The organism is Anaerobutyricum soehngenii, from assembly GCF_009697165.1.
In the GTDB taxonomy this organism is placed as follows: domain Bacteria; phylum Bacillota; class Clostridia; order Lachnospirales; family Lachnospiraceae; genus Anaerobutyricum; species Anaerobutyricum soehngenii.
The window spans coordinates 40,580-59,617 of the sequence record NZ_VULP01000010.1 but is presented as its reverse complement, the minus strand read 5'-3'; the positions used below and the strand labels follow the sequence as shown (position 1 = coordinate 59,617).

Sequence of the window (19,038 nt, the reverse complement as noted above, 5' to 3'; positions counted from 1 at the left end):
TTTCTTCAAGAAATCGGAAAGTATTACGATAGATTTTTATGAATGTGTCTCTAAACAGTAACATAAGATATACCAGATATAAAATTATGTGTTTATGGCGCGCATTTCGCAGCAAGAATATCAAGACATTCTTAGATTATGCAAATATCTGTAACTGGACAGGCTGGACGTTTAAAAATTGTTTTGATATAATATGAAAATACGTCAGCAGGAAGGAGGCTGTATGAAAAAATTCATCGAAAATATCATTATTATTATGGTGCTTACCGTTGTGATTTTATTTTCCTACGCTGTAATGGAAAAGAAAATAAGCGGAAAAAGTAGTTCAGAATTTATTAACTTTCTTTTTAATACACAGGAAAAATCTTCCGATAATAAAAATACCGATAAAACTTCCATAGAAGATTCTATAGAACAAGAAAGAAAACAATCAAATACTATGGATTATAAGGCAGTCTGGCTTAGTTATCTGGAATTTAACAGTTATCGTAAATCAGTAAAAAATAATAACGAAAAAAACTTTCGTAAATTTTATAAATATATCTTACAGCGCATAAAACTTCTTGGATTTAACCGCATTATCGTACAAGTACGTCCTTTTGGGGATGCACTTTATGAATCACAGTATTTTCCATGGGCAGCTTGCATTTCTGGAAAGCAAGGGAAAAATCCAGGATATGATCCTTTAAAAATTATGACGGAAATGAGCCACCAGGAGAATATTGCGATTGAAGCCTGGATCAATCCTTATCGCATCTCTTCTGGCGATTCCATACAAAGTCTTTCTAAAACTAATCCTGCTAAAATATGGTTTTCTTCTCAGAATACAAAAAGAAATGTACTTTCTTATAATGGCAGTCTTTATTATAATCCTTCTTCAGAAAGCGTAAGAAATCTTATTATAAAAGGAGTAGAAGAAATTGTTCAAAATTATGATGTAGATGGTATTCATATGGATGATTATTTTTATCCTGCATTTACCGAAAAAAATGTAGGAACAGCCTTTGATGCTCCAGAGTATGAACAACAGATAAAATCGGATATGTCATCAATAGATTCTCAATCTTTTTCCTCAAATAAATCCTCAAATGAAATCTCTTTAGCAGATTGGAGACGTAACAACGTAAATAGACTGGTATCTGGAATTTATAAAGCTATAAAAGAAAACAATCCACAAGTCACTTTTGGAATCAGCCCTGCCGGAAATTTAGATAATCTGCGAAATGATTTAGAATACTATGTTGATATTGATACATGGGTATCCCAAAATGGATATGTCGATTATTTGATGCCGCAGATTTATTGGGGGTTTACGAACGAGACAGCGCCTTTTGATAAAGTAACTGATGAGTGGGCTGCCCTCATGAAAGATTCCTCACAAAAACTATATATTGGACTTCAGCTTTACCGGATGGGTAGTACGGAGCCGGGACAGTCAGATAAAAAAGAGCTTCAAAAAGCCTCTTTACTAAAAAAAGAACTTTCCTATCTAAAAAAGCAGAAAAAAATAGAAGGATACTGCCTGTTTAGCTATCAGTATCTTGATTGTCAGAACAAAAAATATCATTTTGACGCAGAGCAATTTTCCACAAAAAGAAAAAAACTTTTAAATCAGATTGTAAAATCCTTAAAGAACAATTCATAGCATCTATTTGAAAAAACAAAAAACGACATCCCACGACAAATTTCATTCCACTATTGGAAAATCTATGATATATTAAAAATATAAAATAACGGAGGAGGAAAAACATGAAGAAAACAAAATTACGACTCTTGTTACTCTTATTTTTTATTGGCGGGCTCATTATCCTTCCACAAAAAGCTAAAGCTGCTGAAAAAGCTGCTGAGATTATTCCGGTAAATATTTCCGTAAAATACGGACAGACGGAAGCTCGAACAATTTTTGATATGATTAATGAGATGCGAACAAACCCTTACGATGCGTGGTGTTGGGATGCATATGACAATAAAAAAATCCCTTGTCCGAACTTAGAAGAACTTAAGTATGACTACGATCTTGAACGAGTAGCCATGAAACGTGCTGCGGAAATTGCATTATCTTATGAACATGAACGTCCAATGGGGGGTAAAGTTTGGGACGTTTATAATGAAGAAAACATTAAATGGCTTGCAGCCGGTGAAAATATCTCTGTCGGTCATACAACGGCTGCCGAAGCAAATCTTGGTTGGAGAGAAGATGATAAGACTTATGCTGGACAGGGACATCGTAGAAATATGCTTTCTTCCGATTATAATTGTGTCGGAATTGGACACGTTTATTATAATGGAGTACATTACTGGGTAGAAGTATTTGCAAATAGACCGGAGATAAATACAACGGAAATTCCGGCAAACGACAGTACAGAAACGGTTTCAGTTTCTGTAGATAAAAAGAAAATCAAAAAGGTCGATGTAACATTTGACCAAGATTCCTATTCCTTACGAATAGGAGAGAACATAACACCAATAATTACAGAGACCCGAATAGATGTTGTTAATTTCTCGTCACAGGGAAGAGGCTTAGCACCTGTTCTGGATACCCCTGTTGTCTCAATAGACGATTCCTCAGTAGCATCCTATAACAATAATCAGCTTTCTGGTTTAAAGGAGGGTACAACAAATCTGAGAGCAACCCTTTATGGTATGACTGCATCAGGTTCGACAGTATCTGTCCATGATTGTAAGAATCATTGGGACACTGGAAAAGTTACTAAAAAGCCAACTTGTACAGAACCTGGAGAAAAAACTTTTACCTGCAGTATTTGTAAAAGCACAAAAAAAGAAAGCGTTCCCTGCAACTGGACATAATTATGCGTCAGCCTGGACTACAGATATAGCTGCAACCTGTGAAAAAGCTGGTACAGAAAGCCGCCATTGTACAAATGAAAACTGTACAGCAACAACAGAGCAAAGAAGTATTGCTGCTTTAGGTCATAACTGGAAAGATAATGGAGACGAAACTGCTATATGTACTCGTAACGGATGTAAGGCAACACATACTCATGCATGGGATTCTGGAACAATAACTACAGAGCCAACCTGTACAGCAAAAGGAGAAAAAACATATCATTGTACCTATGAAGAAAATGGAATTTGTACAGCTACAAAAACAGAAGCTGTAAAAAAACTTGGGCATAGGTATATCCTAATAAAAAAGGAGGCCCCAACTTGTGAAAGTGATGGCATTCTTTACGGTAAATGTAGCCGCTGTTCAAAGACAATCACTAAGCAAGATGCCAAAAATCCAGCATTAGGACATGATTGGAAAGACAATGGGGATGGAACCGCAACATGTAGCCGAGAAGGTTGTGGAAAGAAGCATACACATGATTTAGATTCAGGAACAACAACAGTAGCACCAACTTGTACAGTCACTGGAGAAAAAGAATATTGTTGCACTTATACAAACTGTCCTTATAAAAAAACAGAATCTTTAAAGGCAACCGGTCATAAAAACAAAGAAACTAGAAATTATAAAAAGCCGACTTGCCAAGCAGAAGGATATACTGGAGATATCTATTGTAAAGATTGCGGAATACTACTTTCATCTGGAAAAGTAACTAAGAAATATGACCATGACTGGGATGGTGGTAAAGTTACAAAAGAAGCTACCTGTAAGGAAGAAGGAATCATGACCACCTACAAGGTAACATCCATTGGAGCGAAAGCCTTTAACAATAATAAAAAACTTACAAAAGTAACGATTGGAACAAATATTGTAAAAATCAATAGCAACGCATTCTTTAATTGTAAGAATCTAAAAACTGTCACCATAAAATCTGTGCACTTAACAGGAAAAACTGCAAATAAAAAAGCTTTTAAAAATGCTCACAAAAAGCTTGTTATTCGAGTGCCTAAGAAGGTAAAAAGGATTTATAAGAAGATTTTTAAAGGGCTAAAAGTAAAATAGTAAGAAGATTACTAATGAAAAAAGGTCAGAAAATGCTGGCCTTTTTTCATTGAAATAAAATATTTCTAAATTATAAAGTTGAAAACCTAGAACGTAAATAGTAGATATATAAAGCGGTTAAGATGCTCTTATCCTTACAACTATTCGTTAAAGTTGGATTTCGCGAATAGTTAGATTGCTCTTCTGATTACCTTAATATTGGTTAATAAGTTTTTAGACACTCAAACATCTTTTTAATCTTCCTTGCACCATTGTTTATATTCACTTAATCTTCTTATAAAACCATCGAATTCAGGAACAGTAAAATCTAATTCTTTGTATCGAATTGGATAAATAATTCCTTTATTAATTAACTGCGCTCTGATTGTAGAAATAGAGTTTACATTTTTGTGTAAATTTTTTGCTACATTTGATATTGTGCAAGGTAATTCACCGCATTTAACCATTGCAAATAAAAATCTTTTATCGCTTTGAGAACATCTTTCATATCTTGTTTTAAAAAATCCAACATCAAGTATCGAAAAAAAATCATTAATGCTTGAATCAACTAATTCTTTATCTATTAAATGATCATTCATTTTATTATATACGATCTGGCATAATTGCTGGATAAAAAAAGGATATCCTTTTGTTATTTCAATTATTTCATTAACAGCTGCTTTACTATATCTGACGTTAAATTTTTTAGCTGGTTCTTCAATCGCTTTCTGAGATTCATCAGGAGTCAATGAGCCGATTTCTTTGTACATGAATAATCTTTCTGAGTAGGATTTTTCCTCAGATAACATTTTATATATTTTAGGAAGTCCTGCACCAATTATCATAATAGGATAACCTAATTGGTTTGCTCTATGCAAGGCAGCAATTAGAGCCCCTAATTCTTTTTGCTTCATATATTGAATCTCGTCAATAAAAAAGCAAATTGGTGTTCCTGTTTTTGCTCCTAACTCTCCAATACTTACGAATACCTCTGTTAAACTCTGTGTTAAATTTCCAGATGTATACAGTTCTCTTTCCTGCATAGATACAGAAAAAGTATTATCGTTTGGATTGAAGGATATGATTAAGGATTTAATAGCATCTAATGGTTTTTGTATTAAATGTTTAAATTTCTCTATTGTACTTACCTTTCGGAGAAATGCCTGTGAACATTCTGCAATCTGTGAAATAAAATCATTTCTTTCTTCAATTTCGATATGTTTACAAAAGATTTTCTTTTCTGCTGCAATCGACTCTAATTTATTAATCAGAACAGTTTTTCCAACCCCTCGTAATCCACTGAAAATAACAGATTGAACCGGTATATTCATTATTAATGCATCAAATATTTGTTCTATATTAGTAATATCTTTTTCTCTTCCAGCTATATACCCTGGCATTAATCCAGCACCTGGGCGATAAGGATTAATTTTAAACATGATTAATTCCTCCTTATTACGGGAGTAGCATTAGCTACGGAGTAATTCGTGACATCAAATTAGGGGCAAAATTCCTTTTGACCCTAACATTATTATATCATGTCATAGTATGGCTTTCAACATTCTTACGCAAATATACGCTTATAAAATAATATAACGTCACTTTACGTTATATTACGCAAAAATAATCCTATATTTAAATTGTTTTCTAATTCAATACTTTTCCAATCTATTCTTGAAAATAAAAAAAGCATCCTATTCCTCAAGGAATTTAAGAATGCTTTTTTTATAGCTGTTTAGCCCGACAAATTATTACTTAATTTCAACAACTTCGTAATCTTTATCCTCAATTGTTTTCTTTAAGACATCATCTGCAATCTCTTTTTCTAAAGTAACTACAGCCGTTCCCTTCTCATGGCTTACTTCTGCTGAAGCTACCTCTGGAAGTGCTTCTAATGCTTTCTTTACTGCTGCTTCACAGTGTCCGCACATCATTCCTTTGATATTCATTGTCTTTGTCATTTCATTTACCTCTTTCTTTTCATTATTATTTATGTTAATTAAACTAACATCTATCGTGTTTTTCTTCTTTTTATCTTTTTTTGTGCTTCGAATATTTAACAGGTTTAAACGTAGTGCGTTTGTAACAACACAGAAACTGGATAAACTCATTGCTGCCGCTCCAAACATTGGATTTAATTTCCATCCTAATACGGGAATCAACAGACCGGCTGCCAGAGGAATTCCAATTGTGTTATAGAAAAATGCCCAGAATAAGTTTTCATGGATATTTCTTAATACGCCTCGGCTTAAGCGGATTGCAGCCGGAACATCCGCGAGTTTACTCTTCATCAATACAACATCGGCGGCATCCATCGCTACATCAGTACCTGCTCCGATTGCGATTCCTACATCGGCGCGAGTTAAAGCTGGAGCATCATTAATTCCATCACCAACCATAGCAACTTTACCTTTTTTACCTAATGCTTGAATAACACTTTCCTTTCCGTCTGGAAGAACGCCTGCGATTACATTGTCAACACCTGCCTGTTCTCCGATTGCCTTTGCAGTACGTTCATTATCTCCTGTCAGCATAACAACATGAATCCCCATCGCCTTTAACTCTTTAATTGCCTGTGGGCTGTCTTCCTTAATTACGTCAGCTACGGCAATCATTCCGAGAAGACGATTCTCTTTTGCAAAGAAAAGAGGAGTTTTTCCAGCAGACGCTAATTGTTCTGCGCTATGTTTTAATTTCCTGGAGATAGATAAACTCTTTTCTATAAAAAGCAAATTACCACCAATAAGGGTTTCTTCATTCAATGTTCCTGTAAGCCCATTTCCTGGAACAGCTTTGAAATTATCTACAACAGAAACCGTAAAGTTTTTCTCTTCACCATATTCTACGATTGCCTTTGCTAACGGATGCTCACTCTTCTTTTCCAGTGAAAATGCTGTTTCTAAAAGTTCCTGTTCACTGATTCCGTCAACCGGAAGAATATCTGTTACTTTCGGCTGACCATTTGTGATCGTTCCAGTCTTATCTAAGGCAACAATATCAACCTTGCCAGCTTCCTCTAAGGATACAGCCGTCTTAAATAAAATACCATGTTTGGCACCAACGCCGTTTCCAACCATGATCGCAACCGGTGTTGCAAGACCTAATGCACAAGGGCAGCTGATCACAAGAACAGAGATACCTCTTGCAAGGGCAAAACCAACACTCTCTCCGGCAAGAAGCCAGCCGATAATCGTGATAATCGCAATTGTGATAACAGCAGGTACAAAAATACCAGACACCTTATCAGCAATCTTTGCAATAGGAGCCTTTGTTGCCGCCGCATCACTTACCATCTTGATAATCTGAGAAAGAGTGGTATCCTCTCCTACTCTTGTAGCCTCACATTTAATAAAGCCGGATTGATTAATCGTTGCGGCGGAAACAGTATCTCCTACAGCCTTATCTACTGGAATACTCTCTCCAGTAAGAGTTGCCTCATCAATCGCACTATTTCCCTCAAGGACAATACCATCTACCGGTATACTTTCCCCTGGTTTTACAAGAAAAATGTCTCCCTTTTTCACCTGATCAGCAGAAATCAGCATTTCCTGTTCATTGCGGACAACGGTAGCCATCTTTGGAGCAAGATTCATAAGGCTCTTTAATGCATCTGTTGTTTTTCCTTTTGAATATGCCTCTAATGTTTTACCAAGAGTAATCAAAGTAAGAATCATTGCCGCAGATTCAAAATAAAACTCATGCATATAGCTCATAACAAGCTTATCATTTCCGGCAGTTTGCGCTACGGTCATCGCAAACAGAGCATACGTACTATAACCAAATGCTGCTGTTGCCCCCATCGCAACTAAAGTATCCATATTGGGTGCCCTGTGAATTAGACTTGTAAATCCGCTAATAAAGAAACGCTGATTAATTACCATAATGATTACAGTAAATAAAAGCTGTGCAAGCCCCATACCGACATGATTATTATTTAAGAAGCCCGGTAACGGCCAGTTCCACATCATGTGTCCCATAGAAAGGTACATAAGCGGCATCAAAAAGATAAGAGAAATAATCAGTCTCTTTAATAACTTTGGTGTCTCCGTATCTGCTAAAGCTTCCGCTCCCTGACTACTCTCCATCTGCGCCCCTTTTACAGAAGCATGATAACCTGCTTTTTCTACGGCTGCCACAATATCTGCTGAAGTAGCCGTTCCTTCTACTCCCATAGAATTTGTTAATAAACTTACAGAAACATCTGTAACACCAGGTACGTTAGAAACTACTTTTTCTACACGAGCCTGACATGCTGCACAGGTCATTCCTGTTATACTATACTGTTCCATTCTGTCTCCTCTCTGTCTGAAAAATCTACTTCATTAACTTTTGCAACGTTACAACTAACTCCTCTATAACCTCGTCATTTCCCGCCTGAATATTTTCTTTTACACAGGTACGAATATGATTCGAAATCAATACTTTATTAAAACTATTCAATGCCGCATTGATTGCAGAAACTTGTGTAAGAATATCAATACAATATGCATCATTCTCTAACATCGACCGAACACCACGAACCTGTCCTTCGATACGGCTTAAACGATTGAGCAATGCCTTAAATTCTTTTTCTGAACGAACTTTTTTCTTTACACTGCAATTTTGACACTTCGGTTGAGAAGAACTGCTTTTAAAACTATCATTCGCTCCACAGTGACAAGATAAAGAAATATCTTCTTTATTATTACAACACTCTCCCATAGCATTTTCCTTTCTGTAAATTTTATTCTCTATTATTCTCTATCAGATAAGTAGGATTATATACCCCATAAGGGTATTTTGCAAGCAATATTTAAAAAAAATTATTATTACAAATTAGAATAAAAAAGGATCTATCCTTTGTAATGATAAATCCTTTAAATTCAAAAATTTTCAATATTAATAGTTTCCATTATATCATCAATAGTAAATCTGTTCATAAAAATATTTATAAATGCACGTAGTATTCTCTTAATAAAATGATTTAACAATTTCCATAATTAACCATACTATAATCCCATGTAATAGTATCTAATAAAAGGAACTCTTCTGTTCCTATTGGTTTGCCATCCCGATCTGTGGAAAATACATCGCACGATATCACATTGTTCTTTTTTGTAATAGTTTCTATCGGAGTATGCCCGACTACCTGCAGGAATTGATGTGACTTATACATTTTCACATCTGTATACTGTGGTCTGAGCCAGATTGGGGAGCCGTCATACCACATCTCCATTTTTCCCAAATTATTAATGTAGTCTAAAACAGTGTCCACATCATCGTGCTTTGTCTTTGGAACATATAAGTCAACAAAATTCTTAGCTACTCCTGCATGTGAAAACAGAACATTATCAATTCTGTGCACATACTTTATTGGATTATTCTCTGGTAATACTTCCTTTAAATCAAGCAACTTTTTTTGTACGGTATAAGCAGCCATAGTACTGTATCCCGTTTCTAACTCACGCCAAACATAACTTAAATCATGATTTCCATAGCACCAGGCAGTATCCGGATATTTTTTTGCAAAACGAATAGCCTCTTCGTAAGTCTCCTCATAAAACAGGATATTAAACTGTTTGTCCCAGTCATCAGGAATGTCCATCAAACAAACCGCTCTTTGTGCAATCCCTCGCTCCATCAATTCCGCTGCCTGTTTAAACATAAATGGTTTTAAATGTATATCTGGTATTACAAGAACTTTCATAAATAGTTTCCTCCTTTCTGATAATGGGCAATTCATACAAAATTGTTGCAACTTACCTATAACACCTGATACAAAATCCCATACAACTCCCTCACATAAAATGTAGGAAACAGCCACCATGCAGTATGACCAGGTACCGCCCCAACGGAAAAACCAAGTGTCTTTGCTATCTTTGAAGCGCGATACTGATGATAATCACTTGTTGCAATCGCTATATTCTTACTTAATCCTCTCTCTTCTATTATTTTTTTAGAAAATCTCAGATTTTCCCTCGTAGAAGTTGATTTATCTTCTTTTATAATTCTTGAAAAATGAATTCCTTTCTTTATCAGGTAGCGGTACATGCACTCCGCTTCACTGATTTTTTCTCCCTCGCCCATTCCACCGGATACAATACATTGTGAATCAGGATTTTCCTCTAAATAGATAAGAGCCGCATCTAACCTTTCCCGCAAAGAACGACTGGCATGTTCTCCATATACTTTACAGCCAAGTACAATGAGCGTTGCATTCTCCTTTGGCTTTTTTGTTGATGCCTTTACGATAAAAATGGTTTCGATAATTACAGTTATCACTACAACACTAACAACAGCTATTACAATACCAATCACACACTTTCCAAGAAAATTTTTTTGCAAATAAAATATTCCTTGCTGAAAATTCTTATAAAAAATGCCTCCAAGCAGCAAAATACCGCTAACTACTAATCCTGTAAGATTCCCAATATTTAAAATTCGGTGAGTGAATAATGGAATACTGAACCATATGAAAAAAACTGCACCAATTAGAATCGTTAAAATATGTATTATTTTCAATTTCTAAAAACCTGCCTTTCTTATCTTGTAAATTTTCAATTACATATCTGTTACATATCTATATCCGCTACACAAGATCTGATTACTTTTATAAGTATAGCATATTGAGATTTTCTTAGCTATGATTTATGTTTCTCTTCTTTTTCTGCTTTTTTACACTTCTTTAATCGGATGTACTCTCGAGTCTTTCTTGCACTTGATTTTGTGAGTACATTCGGCAAACAAGTTCAATCATATCAGGATACTTTTTTCAACTGTATAAAAATTCAATATAGAAAGTTCAAATTTATTTATTTTATATTGAACTTTTTCCTTCCGTGTGCTATACTCTGTCTAAATCTTACAAGCATACAACGCAAATTGAACTTTGCGCAATCATAAAAACAGAAAGGAGCAGCTAGATGATTCAAAAAGAAGTCTTCTCAGAGCGATTAAAAGCTGCCATGAAGAAACAAAACGTAAAGCAGATTGATCTTGTACGAGCGGCGCAGTCACAGGGTATCAAACTTGGAAAAAGTCATATAAGCCAGTATGTAAGCGGAAAAACAGTTCCAAGGACGGATATTTTATTGTTTTTGGCGAAAACATTACAAGTAGAAGAAAAATGGCTGATTGGTATATCGGATATGGAATCTGACACAGCCATTTCTGCCAATAAAAATAGAGATCTATTAGATAAGAACGATACTAGTAATACTATACAAACAACCTCTGCAGAAATTATCAGCAGGGACATTAGTAATAAAGAGGAAAGAACAATGCGTGAATTTAAGAAATCATCCAAATTAGATAATGTTTTATATGATGTAAGAGGACCAGTTGTTGATGAAGCTGCTCGTATGGAAGAGGCTGGGACACATGTTTTAAAATTAAATATTGGTAATCCGGCACCGTTCGGTTTCCGTACTCCTGATGAAGTAATTTATGATATGCGCCAGCAGTTAACAGACTGTGAAGGATATTCAAATGCAATGGGATTGTTTTCAGCAAGAAAAGCGATTATGCAGTATGCACAGTTAAAACATATTCCAAATGTGAATATCAATGATATCTACACTGGAAATGGTGTCAGTGAATTGATTAATCTTTGTATGTCAGCACTCCTTGATACAGGAGATGAAATCTTAATTCCTTCTCCGGATTATCCACTCTGGACTGCCTGTGCTACGTTAGCAGGTGGAAAAGCTGTTCATTACATTTGTGATGAGGAGTCAGAATGGTATCCGGATATTAATGATATCCGCAAAAAAATTAACGACCACACAAAGGCAATCGTTATTATCAATCCTAATAATCCCACAGGTGCACTCTATCCAAAAGAAGTGTTAGAACAGATTGTGCAGGTAGCAAGAGAACATCAGTTAATTATCTTTTCTGATGAGATTTATGACCGTCTTGTTATGGATGGCGAAAAACATATTTCCATTGCTTCTCTCGCACCGGATTTATTCTGTGTAACATTTAGTGGATTATCTAAATCCCATATGATTGCAGGCTTTCGTGTTGGCTGGATGATCTTAAGTGGAAATAAAGCTATGGCCAAAGACTATATCGAAGGTTTAAACATGCTCTCTAATATGCGTCTTTGTTCTAATGTTCCAGGCCAGTCCATCATACAGACAGCACTCGGCGGACATCAGAGCGTAGAAGACTATATTATGCCTGGCGGAAGAGTTTATGAACAAAGAGAATTCATTTACAAGGCTCTTACAGATATTCCGGGAATCAGCGCAGTAAAACCGAAAGCAGCTTTTTACATCTTCCCAAAGATCGATACGAAAAAGTTCAATATTGTGAACGATGAGCAATTCGTACTAGATCTGTTACGAGAAAAAAAGGTATTACTTATTCATGGTGGTGGATTCAACTGGAAACAGCCAGACCATTTTCGTGTTGTATATCTGCCACGAATCGAAGTATTAAAAAAAGCAACGACAGGTATGGCTGAATTTTTAAGCACGTATCATCAGTAAATTAGTAAGATAAGCTTTTCTCTTTTAAGTCTGACAGTGGCTGGATAAGGTTTCAATATAATTCAGCCACTGTCAGAAGACCATTTTTTAAATGATTTTAGTAATTCAGTATCTCTTTTCCTAATTCTTCGTCAGCATAGAGGATATCGATATATCCACCAAGTAATGCACCATGTAGTGCTTCTTTTTTTTCAAGTCCGGAAGCAACACCTATCTTACAGGGGATTTTCTTTAATTCTTCTAAAGTAAGACTGATACGTCTCCTTGAAAAGGAACTACTTACTGCTTCTCCGGATGCATTAAAAAAACAAGTGCATACATCTCCTACAGCTCCTTTTTTTTCTAATTCAACAAAATCTTCTTCTTTTAAAGAACCAGAATGATATAAAATAGTATTCCGACTTAAATTTCCTATACCAAAAAGGGCAATCTGGCAATCACGTCCTAAAGTAAGTGCAGCGGAAATATTTCTTTCTTGTTTTAACATATCAGCAATTTCTGCGGAATCTACTGCAACAGGCGCAGGAATTACATAAGCCTCTCCACATCCTGCCCGGGCAATCGCCTGTGACAAATCATCTGCTCCAACAGGAACAGACGTCAGATTTGTCTTTCCATTAAGCTGAACTACTTTTACATTCTTCACACCAAGATCTGAAATATAATTTGCAAAACTCTTCATTGTACGACCCCAGGCAGTTCCGATAATGCTTCCATCTTTTAAATAGGAAGATAAGTCCTTTGCTGCTGCCCTGCATACATCTTCCTGTACAGCAATTGACGTGCTTGACAGTTTAGGAACAAGAAATACTTTCTTTAACCCATATCGTTTTTGTAAAGAATCGGATAATTCTTCATTCGATAATACCGGATATTCTACAGTAATCTTAATATATCCCATCTCTTCTGCTTTTTTTAACATTCTGCTGACGGTAGATACCGAAATTCCCTCTTCCTGTGCAATGATCTTCTGATCCATATGCGATTCATAATATTTTTTTGCCACTCGAATTATTTTGATTATTTTATCATTCTTCATACGTTTCCCCCACATTTACCATTATTATAAAATACCAATAGGATAGTGTCAATCAATAGAAATCGAAAAAATGAAAATATTTGCAAAAATTAAATGTATAGAAATATAAACATAGAAATAATTGCATTTTTATTGACTTATATGAAAAATCCTGTTATACTTCAACAAGTAAGTGTTTATAACATTTTAAAACATTTGGTATGTTCCTAACCAGATTTTTTTACAGAATATCTTCTGTACAGATCAGGTTATTCAACATTTTCAGGAAAAGTTATCCTGAATTTCTTTCTCCCGAAGGTTCTTTCACTTCTGTTTATATTTCCCTACTCTACTACAGTTCCAAAAAGAAACTTTGGGAGAAGTTTAAGATTTAATCAATACTCCTCATTTATAGAAGGCAGAACCTTTTCGATGGAAATAAAAATATAACGATTCATGATAAGAATTGATTTCAGTTATGAAATATGATAGAATAAGTTTTACGGATTATGGCATTGTATTAAGCAATGCCATAATTTATGTCCAAAGAAAAGGAAAGTGAGAAAGGTATTATGAAAGAAAAAAAGAAAATGTCACTGGCAATGCAGATATTTATTGCATTGGTTCTGGCGATTGCTGCCGGACTTCTTTTGCAAAGATATGCGCAGTTTGCCGAAACGTATATCAAGCCATTTGGAACAATCTTCTTAAATCTACTTAAATTTATCGTTGTTCCTATCGTGCTGTTTTCCATCATGTGTGGAATCATCTCGATGCGCGATATTAAAAAAGTTGGGGCAATCGGTTTGAAAACAGTTGTTTACTATATGTGTACTACTGCTTTTGCTATTACTTTTGGTCTGATCGGCGGTAACTTATTTAAAAAATTATTTCCTGTAATTGCCACCACAGATCTATCTTATGAAATCGGAGAGAAAACATCCTTAATGGATACGATTGTAAATATTTTTCCTTCCAATTTTATTTCTCCAATGGTCGAAGCAAATATGCTTCAGGTTATTGTTATGGCAATATTAATCGGTTTTGCTATTATTCTTGTTGGGGACGAAAAGAATGACCGGATCATTACGGCTTGTAATGATTTAAATGATATATTTATGAAATGTATGGAAATGATTTTGAAATTATCTCCAGTCGGTGTGTTCTGTCTGCTTTGTCCAGTAGTTGCCGCGAATGGAGCAACGATTATTGGCTCTCTTGCCATGGTACTTTTAGCAGCTTATGTATGTTATGTTATTCATGCCGTTATTGTTTACTCGCTTGCTGTAAAAACACTCGGTGGAATCAGTCCGGTGACATTCTTTAAAGAAATGCTTCCAGCTATCATGTTTGCATTTTCAAGTGCGTCTTCTGTTGGAACACTTCCTATTAATATGGAGTGTACAGAAAAACTGGGAGTGTCTAAAGAGATTTCGTCTTTTATTCTCCCACTGGGTGCAACAATTAACATGGATGGTACTGCAATCTATCAAGGGGTATGTGCAATCTTCATCGCTTCTTGCTATGGAATTCATCTCACCCTTCCACAAATGCTTACGATCATTTTCACTGCTACTTTAGCGTCTATCGGTACAGCCGGTGTTCCTGGAGCAGGAATGGTTATGCTTGCGATGGTACTTACTTCGGTTGGACTTCCTGTTGACGGAATTGCTTTAGTTGCCGGAGTTGACCGTATCTTTGACATGGGACGTACAACGGTTAATATTACCGGAGATGCTTCTTGCTGCGTTGTTGTATCAAACCTTGAGAAAAAACGAGAAGCACGAAAACTTACAAAAAACTAATTTCAAGCATACCGGAATATTTTTGAAAAAATACAAAAAATAATAAATGCACATAGCGAATCTTCTATTGTTATTGCAAGAGAAAGTTATCTCTTTATTTTTCTTTGCACAAAAACTGATTCGACTATGTGCATTTTTTGTTATATCATATGCGATATAGCCGCCAACATTCTTATATTTTTAATCTACACAATGGTATTAACCGTTTATTTTCTAAAATTTAGTTCTTTGTTTCTATTATTCCACGAAAATCTCCCCAAAATCAGGCAAAAAAACTAATGAAATTATAAGTACAATCTATAAATAACCAGAAACCATGCTATTTCGCATTCTGTTTTACTATTTATAAATTGATTTTTAAGAAAAAATGGCACATCCTATGTAAATTATTTGTTTTACAGTATTTATCTAACATTTTTCAGAAGATATATGTTATTAATTGTAATATATTAATTAATATTAATTGATAAAAATGCATCTTGAAGTTTTTTTTGAGATGTTGTATGCTGTAGAAAAGGTTTTTGAGGCATTTTAAAGCTTTTAGGGGGAATATACCCTTATCAAAACTTAACAGTATTGATAACGTCTCAAAAACAACGAAAAATAGAGCTGTGAGTTTTATCAAAACTTATTATCAAAATTGGAGGATTATCAATGGTTTACGGATACTGCCGGGTATCAACGAAGGGACAGGCGAAAGACGGAAACAGTATAGAGGCACAAGAGGCGGCAGTAAGAGAAGCGGGTGCAGAAGAAATATATGCAGATGCATTTACAGGGACAAAGAAACACAGACCACAACTGGACAAGTTGCTAAAAGTGATACAAGATGGCGATAAAGTTGTTGTAACTAAGTTAGACAGAATTGCAAGAAGTGCCACGCAGGGAATCGCATTGATAGATACGATGCTTGATAAAGGAGTCACTGTACATATTTTAAATATGGGTATTATGGATAATACGCCTACCGGCAAGCTGATTCGAACAATTATGCTTGCCTTTGCTGAGTTTGAACGTGATATGATTGTTGAACGAACCCAGGAAGGAAAGGCGATTGCCAGACAAAAAGAAGATTTTAAAGAAGGAAGACCTCGAATCAGCAAGATAAAGATAGATCATGCCCTTTCTCTTTTAGAAGAAGGATATAGTTATAAACAAGTTGAGAGCATGACCGGGATCAGTACCGCTACACTTGCCAGAAGAAAAAGAGAACGGATTTTAGAAGAAGAATTTTAAGAAAATTGGAGGAATTTATTATGGCAAATTTTGCAATTGCAGCCGATGAAAATGTTATCGCCCGCGGCAATAAGCTTATAGAGGAATTACAAGAACCTGGAGAAAAAAAAGGAGTTACACTGAATCGTCTTTTTGATCTTGTATCCACCCATTTGCAGGAAGATCAATTAAAAAGAAGCGGCGTAGATACAGAGGCACTAGATGCTTCCATTACGAATATTCGTAATCTATTCACTGCCGCCCTCTCCGGAAAAGAAGAAATCCGGACAGAATATGAACGCCGTATGGCAGAACTTCGGGAAAAAAACGAAGAATTAGAAAAAAACTATAAGATTCAACTGGGGAAACTCATTACAGAGAAGGAAGAAGCTCTACGAAAATACAATGATCTAAAAGAATTGCAGGAAACCGCAGAATCTGCAAGAAAAGCTGCCGAAGAACAAACGGCCTCTGCTGTGAATCTTGCAAAAGAAAAAGATAAAACAAATATCATGCTGATGGAAAAGTTACGTATAGCAGAACAAAAAGCTAAAAATTATAATTCTTTAGAACAAAAAGTGACTTCTTTAAATCAGGAAGTTTCAAATCTGCAATTTAAAATAAAAGACTACGAAAAAAACGAACTTTTACATATTAAAGAGATAGAGCAGTTAAAAAAAGAAAAAGAGAATGATTCTTCTACTATCGAAAAGTTAAATCAGGAAAAACTGCATATGAAGGAAAATACACAAAAGGAGCTTTCCGAAAAAGAATCCCTTCTTACTACTCAGGAAAAGGAATTAAATACTTTACGTATTCAGCTTGCAGAACAGGTAAAAGATGCCGAGCTTATAAAAGAACGAGCTGTTATTGAAAAAGAAAGGGAAATGATTTCCAAAACAGAAGAACTTCGAAATACACTTGATATAATAAAAGAAGAAAAGTATAATTTACAACTTGAACTGAGTCGATTAAAAAAATAATTTATTTATTTCTATAACAAGAGGGATGCCTGCCGTTATGATTGATAATCTTATCTGTAGACATCCCTTAAAATCTTTCATTATCCCTACATTTATTATTTTTCATATAGCCAATTTCGTGTTATAATCGCTTAAGTAAAAAAAATGTAAACATAACAGGAAGTGATTTTATTTATGAAAAGAATTGATTTTGACAACGGAAAAATTACTACCAACATCTTTCAAGCAGCCATACCGATGTTAATTGCACAGATTTTAAGTCTTCTTTATAATATTGTAGATAGAATCTATATTGCAAGAATACCAGATATCGGAACAACTGCGCTTGGAGCGGTTGGTCTGTGTTTTCCAATTATCGTGATTATTACGGCTTTTAGCAACTTGTTTGGTAGTGGCGGTGCTCCTATCTTTGCAATTGAAAGAGGACGTAACGATACAAAAAGAGCAGGTATGATCATGAATACCTCCTTTTTTATGCTCACGATATGCTCGATTTTACTGATGTGTGTCGTTTTTTTATTTGCCAGGCCGATTCTTACAATATTTGGTGCATCTGACAATGCACTCATCTATGCCTATCCTTATATTATGATTTATCTGATCGGAACTTTTCCGTCAATGATCGCAACCGGAATGAATCCTTTTATTAATGCACAAGGATATGCAACAACAGGTATGATTTCTGTTATTATCGGAGCCATAGCCAATATTGTACTTGATCCTCTTTTTATCTTTGTATTTCATCTTGGTATACGTGGGGCTGCTATAGCAACCGTATTATCGCAATGCTTATCTGCTGGATTTGTATTCTATTTTCTTTCAAAAAAAGCAGAATACAAAATTCGATTACTACATAAAGAAGAAATTAAGAATTGCGGGAAAGATGCAAAAAATATCGTCAGTCTTGGAACAGCAGGATTTGTTATGCAGCTTACAAACAGCCTTGTGACGATTTGCTGCAATAATGTTCTTGCAGCAACAGGAGGAGATGTTTATGTATCAGTTATGACAATCATATCTAGTGTACGACAAATGATAGAAACCCCAATATGGTCTATTTCTGAAGGATCTTCTCCGATTATCAGTTATAATTATGGAGCAAAACGACCAAAAAAAGTAATCAAGGCATGGATCACTATGTCTGTTCTTGCTTTAATTTACAGTCTTATTGCCTGGGGAATCATTCTTCTTGCTCCAAAATTCTTAATTGGAATCTTTAGCTCGGATAAAAGTCTTATGATTGATACAATTCCTGCAATGAAGCTTTACTTTGCAGCCTTTATTTTTATGATTTTTCAATATACCGGACAGACAATGTTTAAATCTCTCAATAAGAAAAAACAGGCAATTTTTTTCTCCTTACTGCGTAAAGTCATCATTGTTGTACCATTGACATATTTACTTCCGTATGCTTGTCATATGGGATGTAACGGTGTTTTCATAGCAGAACCAGTATCCAATGTACTTGGCGGAAGCCTGTGCTTTATCGTCATGCTCGCTACTGTCCTTCCAGAATTAAAGAGAATGAATCCTGATTTGTAAGGCGAAACAGATGAAATCAGGATTTCTACCTGAGAAAAATAAGGGGATTGTCCCAAAGTCTGTGATTTTTATTCAAATGAAAATCTCCAGTTTGAATGTCAATCCTTTAAAA

Annotated in this window: 14 protein-coding genes; 8 read left to right on the top strand and 6 right to left on the bottom strand. The window is 35.2% G+C overall.

The genetic code is table 11. From position 1 onward, the window contains the following. The first annotated feature begins 223 nt into the window (after positions 1–223). The 3 genes from FYJ25_RS06535 (at position 224) to FYJ25_RS14595 (ending at position 3,910) form a co-directional block, all read left to right on the top strand. Positions 224–1,645, top strand: coding sequence for a glycoside hydrolase family 10-like protein (locus FYJ25_RS06535; protein ID WP_167513783.1), 1,422 nt, complete (start codon positions 224–226; stop codon positions 1,643–1,645). Between the two features lie 104 nt (positions 1,646–1,749). Beyond that, positions 1,750–2,808 (top strand): CAP domain-containing protein, encoded by a 1,059-nt coding sequence (locus FYJ25_RS14600; RefSeq protein WP_154580838.1) that lies wholly within the window; start codon positions 1,750–1,752, stop codon positions 2,806–2,808. A gap of 823 nt (positions 2,809–3,631) precedes the next feature. After that, positions 3,632–3,910, top strand: a complete 279-nt coding sequence (locus FYJ25_RS14595) for a leucine-rich repeat protein (RefSeq protein ID WP_243145697.1) — start codon at positions 3,632–3,634, stop codon at positions 3,908–3,910. A gap of 233 nt (positions 3,911–4,143) precedes the next feature. Here the strand turns inward: FYJ25_RS14595 and FYJ25_RS06520 are convergent, their stop codons facing one another. The 5 genes from FYJ25_RS06520 to FYJ25_RS06500 all read right to left on the bottom strand — a co-directional run bounded on the left by FYJ25_RS06520 (position 4,144) and on the right by FYJ25_RS06500 (position 10,213). Next, entirely contained in the window at positions 4,144–5,328 is a 1,185-nt protein-coding gene (locus FYJ25_RS06520; protein WP_096239965.1) for an ATP-binding protein, read from the bottom strand. A 312-nt stretch (positions 5,329–5,640) separates the two neighbouring features. Beyond that, complete coding sequence (locus tag FYJ25_RS06515; protein ID WP_154580836.1) at positions 5,641–8,178, bottom strand: heavy metal translocating P-type ATPase; 2,538 nt, start codon at positions 8,176–8,178, stop codon at positions 5,641–5,643. A gap of 25 nt (positions 8,179–8,203) precedes the next feature. After that, positions 8,204–8,590: a metal-sensing transcriptional repressor gene (locus tag FYJ25_RS06510; protein ID WP_096239969.1), complete on the bottom strand. Its 387-nt coding sequence runs from the start codon at positions 8,588–8,590 to the stop codon at positions 8,204–8,206. Between the two features lie 262 nt (positions 8,591–8,852). Next, positions 8,853–9,575 (bottom strand): metallophosphoesterase, encoded by a 723-nt coding sequence (locus tag FYJ25_RS06505; RefSeq protein WP_096239971.1) that lies wholly within the window; start codon positions 9,573–9,575, stop codon positions 8,853–8,855. A gap of 56 nt (positions 9,576–9,631) precedes the next feature. Beyond that, positions 9,632–10,213, bottom strand: coding sequence for a YdcF family protein (locus tag FYJ25_RS06500; protein WP_157908561.1), 582 nt, complete (start codon positions 10,211–10,213; stop codon positions 9,632–9,634). Between the two features lie 578 nt (positions 10,214–10,791). On the opposite strand from FYJ25_RS06500, the gene FYJ25_RS06495 reads away from it, so the two are divergent. Further along, on the top strand, positions 10,792–12,363 hold the full coding sequence (locus FYJ25_RS06495; protein WP_096239975.1) for an aminotransferase class I/II-fold pyridoxal phosphate-dependent enzyme: 1,572 nt from the start codon (positions 10,792–10,794) through the stop codon (positions 12,361–12,363). Between the two features lie 97 nt (positions 12,364–12,460). On the opposite strand, the gene FYJ25_RS06490 is transcribed toward FYJ25_RS06495, so the two are convergent. Further along, the gene (locus tag FYJ25_RS06490) at positions 12,461–13,402 is read right to left on the bottom strand and encodes a sugar-binding transcriptional regulator (protein WP_162290855.1); all 942 of its coding nucleotides are present in this window, start codon (positions 13,400–13,402) and stop codon (positions 12,461–12,463) included. 551 nt (positions 13,403–13,953) lie between these two features. Here FYJ25_RS06490 and FYJ25_RS06485 point away from each other — a divergent pair. The 4 genes from FYJ25_RS06485 (at position 13,954) to FYJ25_RS06470 (ending at position 18,926) form a co-directional block, all read left to right on the top strand. Then, complete coding sequence (locus FYJ25_RS06485) at positions 13,954–15,186, top strand: dicarboxylate/amino acid:cation symporter (protein ID WP_096241582.1); 1,233 nt, start codon at positions 13,954–13,956, stop codon at positions 15,184–15,186. 654 nt (positions 15,187–15,840) lie between these two features. Further along, positions 15,841–16,422 (top strand): recombinase family protein, encoded by a 582-nt coding sequence (locus FYJ25_RS06480; protein WP_021906609.1) that lies wholly within the window; start codon positions 15,841–15,843, stop codon positions 16,420–16,422. Positions 16,423–16,442: 20 nt separating this feature from the next. Then, entirely contained in the window at positions 16,443–17,384 is a 942-nt protein-coding gene (locus FYJ25_RS06475) for a coiled-coil domain-containing protein (protein ID WP_096239979.1), read from the top strand. 174 nt (positions 17,385–17,558) lie between these two features. Next, positions 17,559–18,926 carry an MATE family efflux transporter gene (locus FYJ25_RS06470; protein WP_096239981.1) on the top strand — a complete coding sequence of 456 codons (1,368 nt, stop codon included), beginning with the start codon at positions 17,559–17,561 and terminating at the stop codon, positions 18,924–18,926. Positions 18,927–19,038: the final 112 nt, after the last annotated feature.

Bases quoted from the DNA above. Each gene is read 5' to 3' on its own strand.
- FYJ25_RS06495 (WP_096239975.1), top strand. From the start codon at position 10,792: ATGATTCAAAAAGAAGTCTTCTCAGAGCGATTAAAAGCTGCCATGAAG.
- FYJ25_RS06505 (WP_096239971.1), bottom strand. From the start codon at position 9,575: ATGAAAGTTCTTGTAATACCAGATATACATTTAAAACCATTTATGTTT.
- FYJ25_RS06485 (WP_096241582.1), top strand. From the start codon at position 13,954: ATGAAAGAAAAAAAGAAAATGTCACTGGCAATGCAGATATTTATTGCA.
- FYJ25_RS06535 (WP_167513783.1), top strand. From the start codon at position 224: ATGAAAAAATTCATCGAAAATATCATTATTATTATGGTGCTTACCGTT.
- FYJ25_RS06515 (WP_154580836.1), bottom strand. From the start codon at position 8,178: ATGGAACAGTATAGTATAACAGGAATGACCTGTGCAGCATGTCAGGCT.
- FYJ25_RS06520 (WP_096239965.1), bottom strand. From the start codon at position 5,328: ATGTTTAAAATTAATCCTTATCGCCCAGGTGCTGGATTAATGCCAGGG.
- FYJ25_RS06480 (WP_021906609.1), top strand. From the start codon at position 15,841: ATGGTTTACGGATACTGCCGGGTATCAACGAAGGGACAGGCGAAAGAC.
- FYJ25_RS06470 (WP_096239981.1), top strand. From the start codon at position 17,559: ATGAAAAGAATTGATTTTGACAACGGAAAAATTACTACCAACATCTTT.
- FYJ25_RS14600 (WP_154580838.1), top strand. From the start codon at position 1,750: ATGAAGAAAACAAAATTACGACTCTTGTTACTCTTATTTTTTATTGGC.
- FYJ25_RS06490 (WP_162290855.1), bottom strand. From the start codon at position 13,402: ATGAAGAATGATAAAATAATCAAAATAATTCGAGTGGCAAAAAAATAT.
- FYJ25_RS14595 (WP_243145697.1), top strand. From the start codon at position 3,632: ATGACCACCTACAAGGTAACATCCATTGGAGCGAAAGCCTTTAACAAT.
- FYJ25_RS06510 (WP_096239969.1), bottom strand. From the start codon at position 8,590: ATGGGAGAGTGTTGTAATAATAAAGAAGATATTTCTTTATCTTGTCAC.
- FYJ25_RS06475 (WP_096239979.1), top strand. From the start codon at position 16,443: ATGGCAAATTTTGCAATTGCAGCCGATGAAAATGTTATCGCCCGCGGC.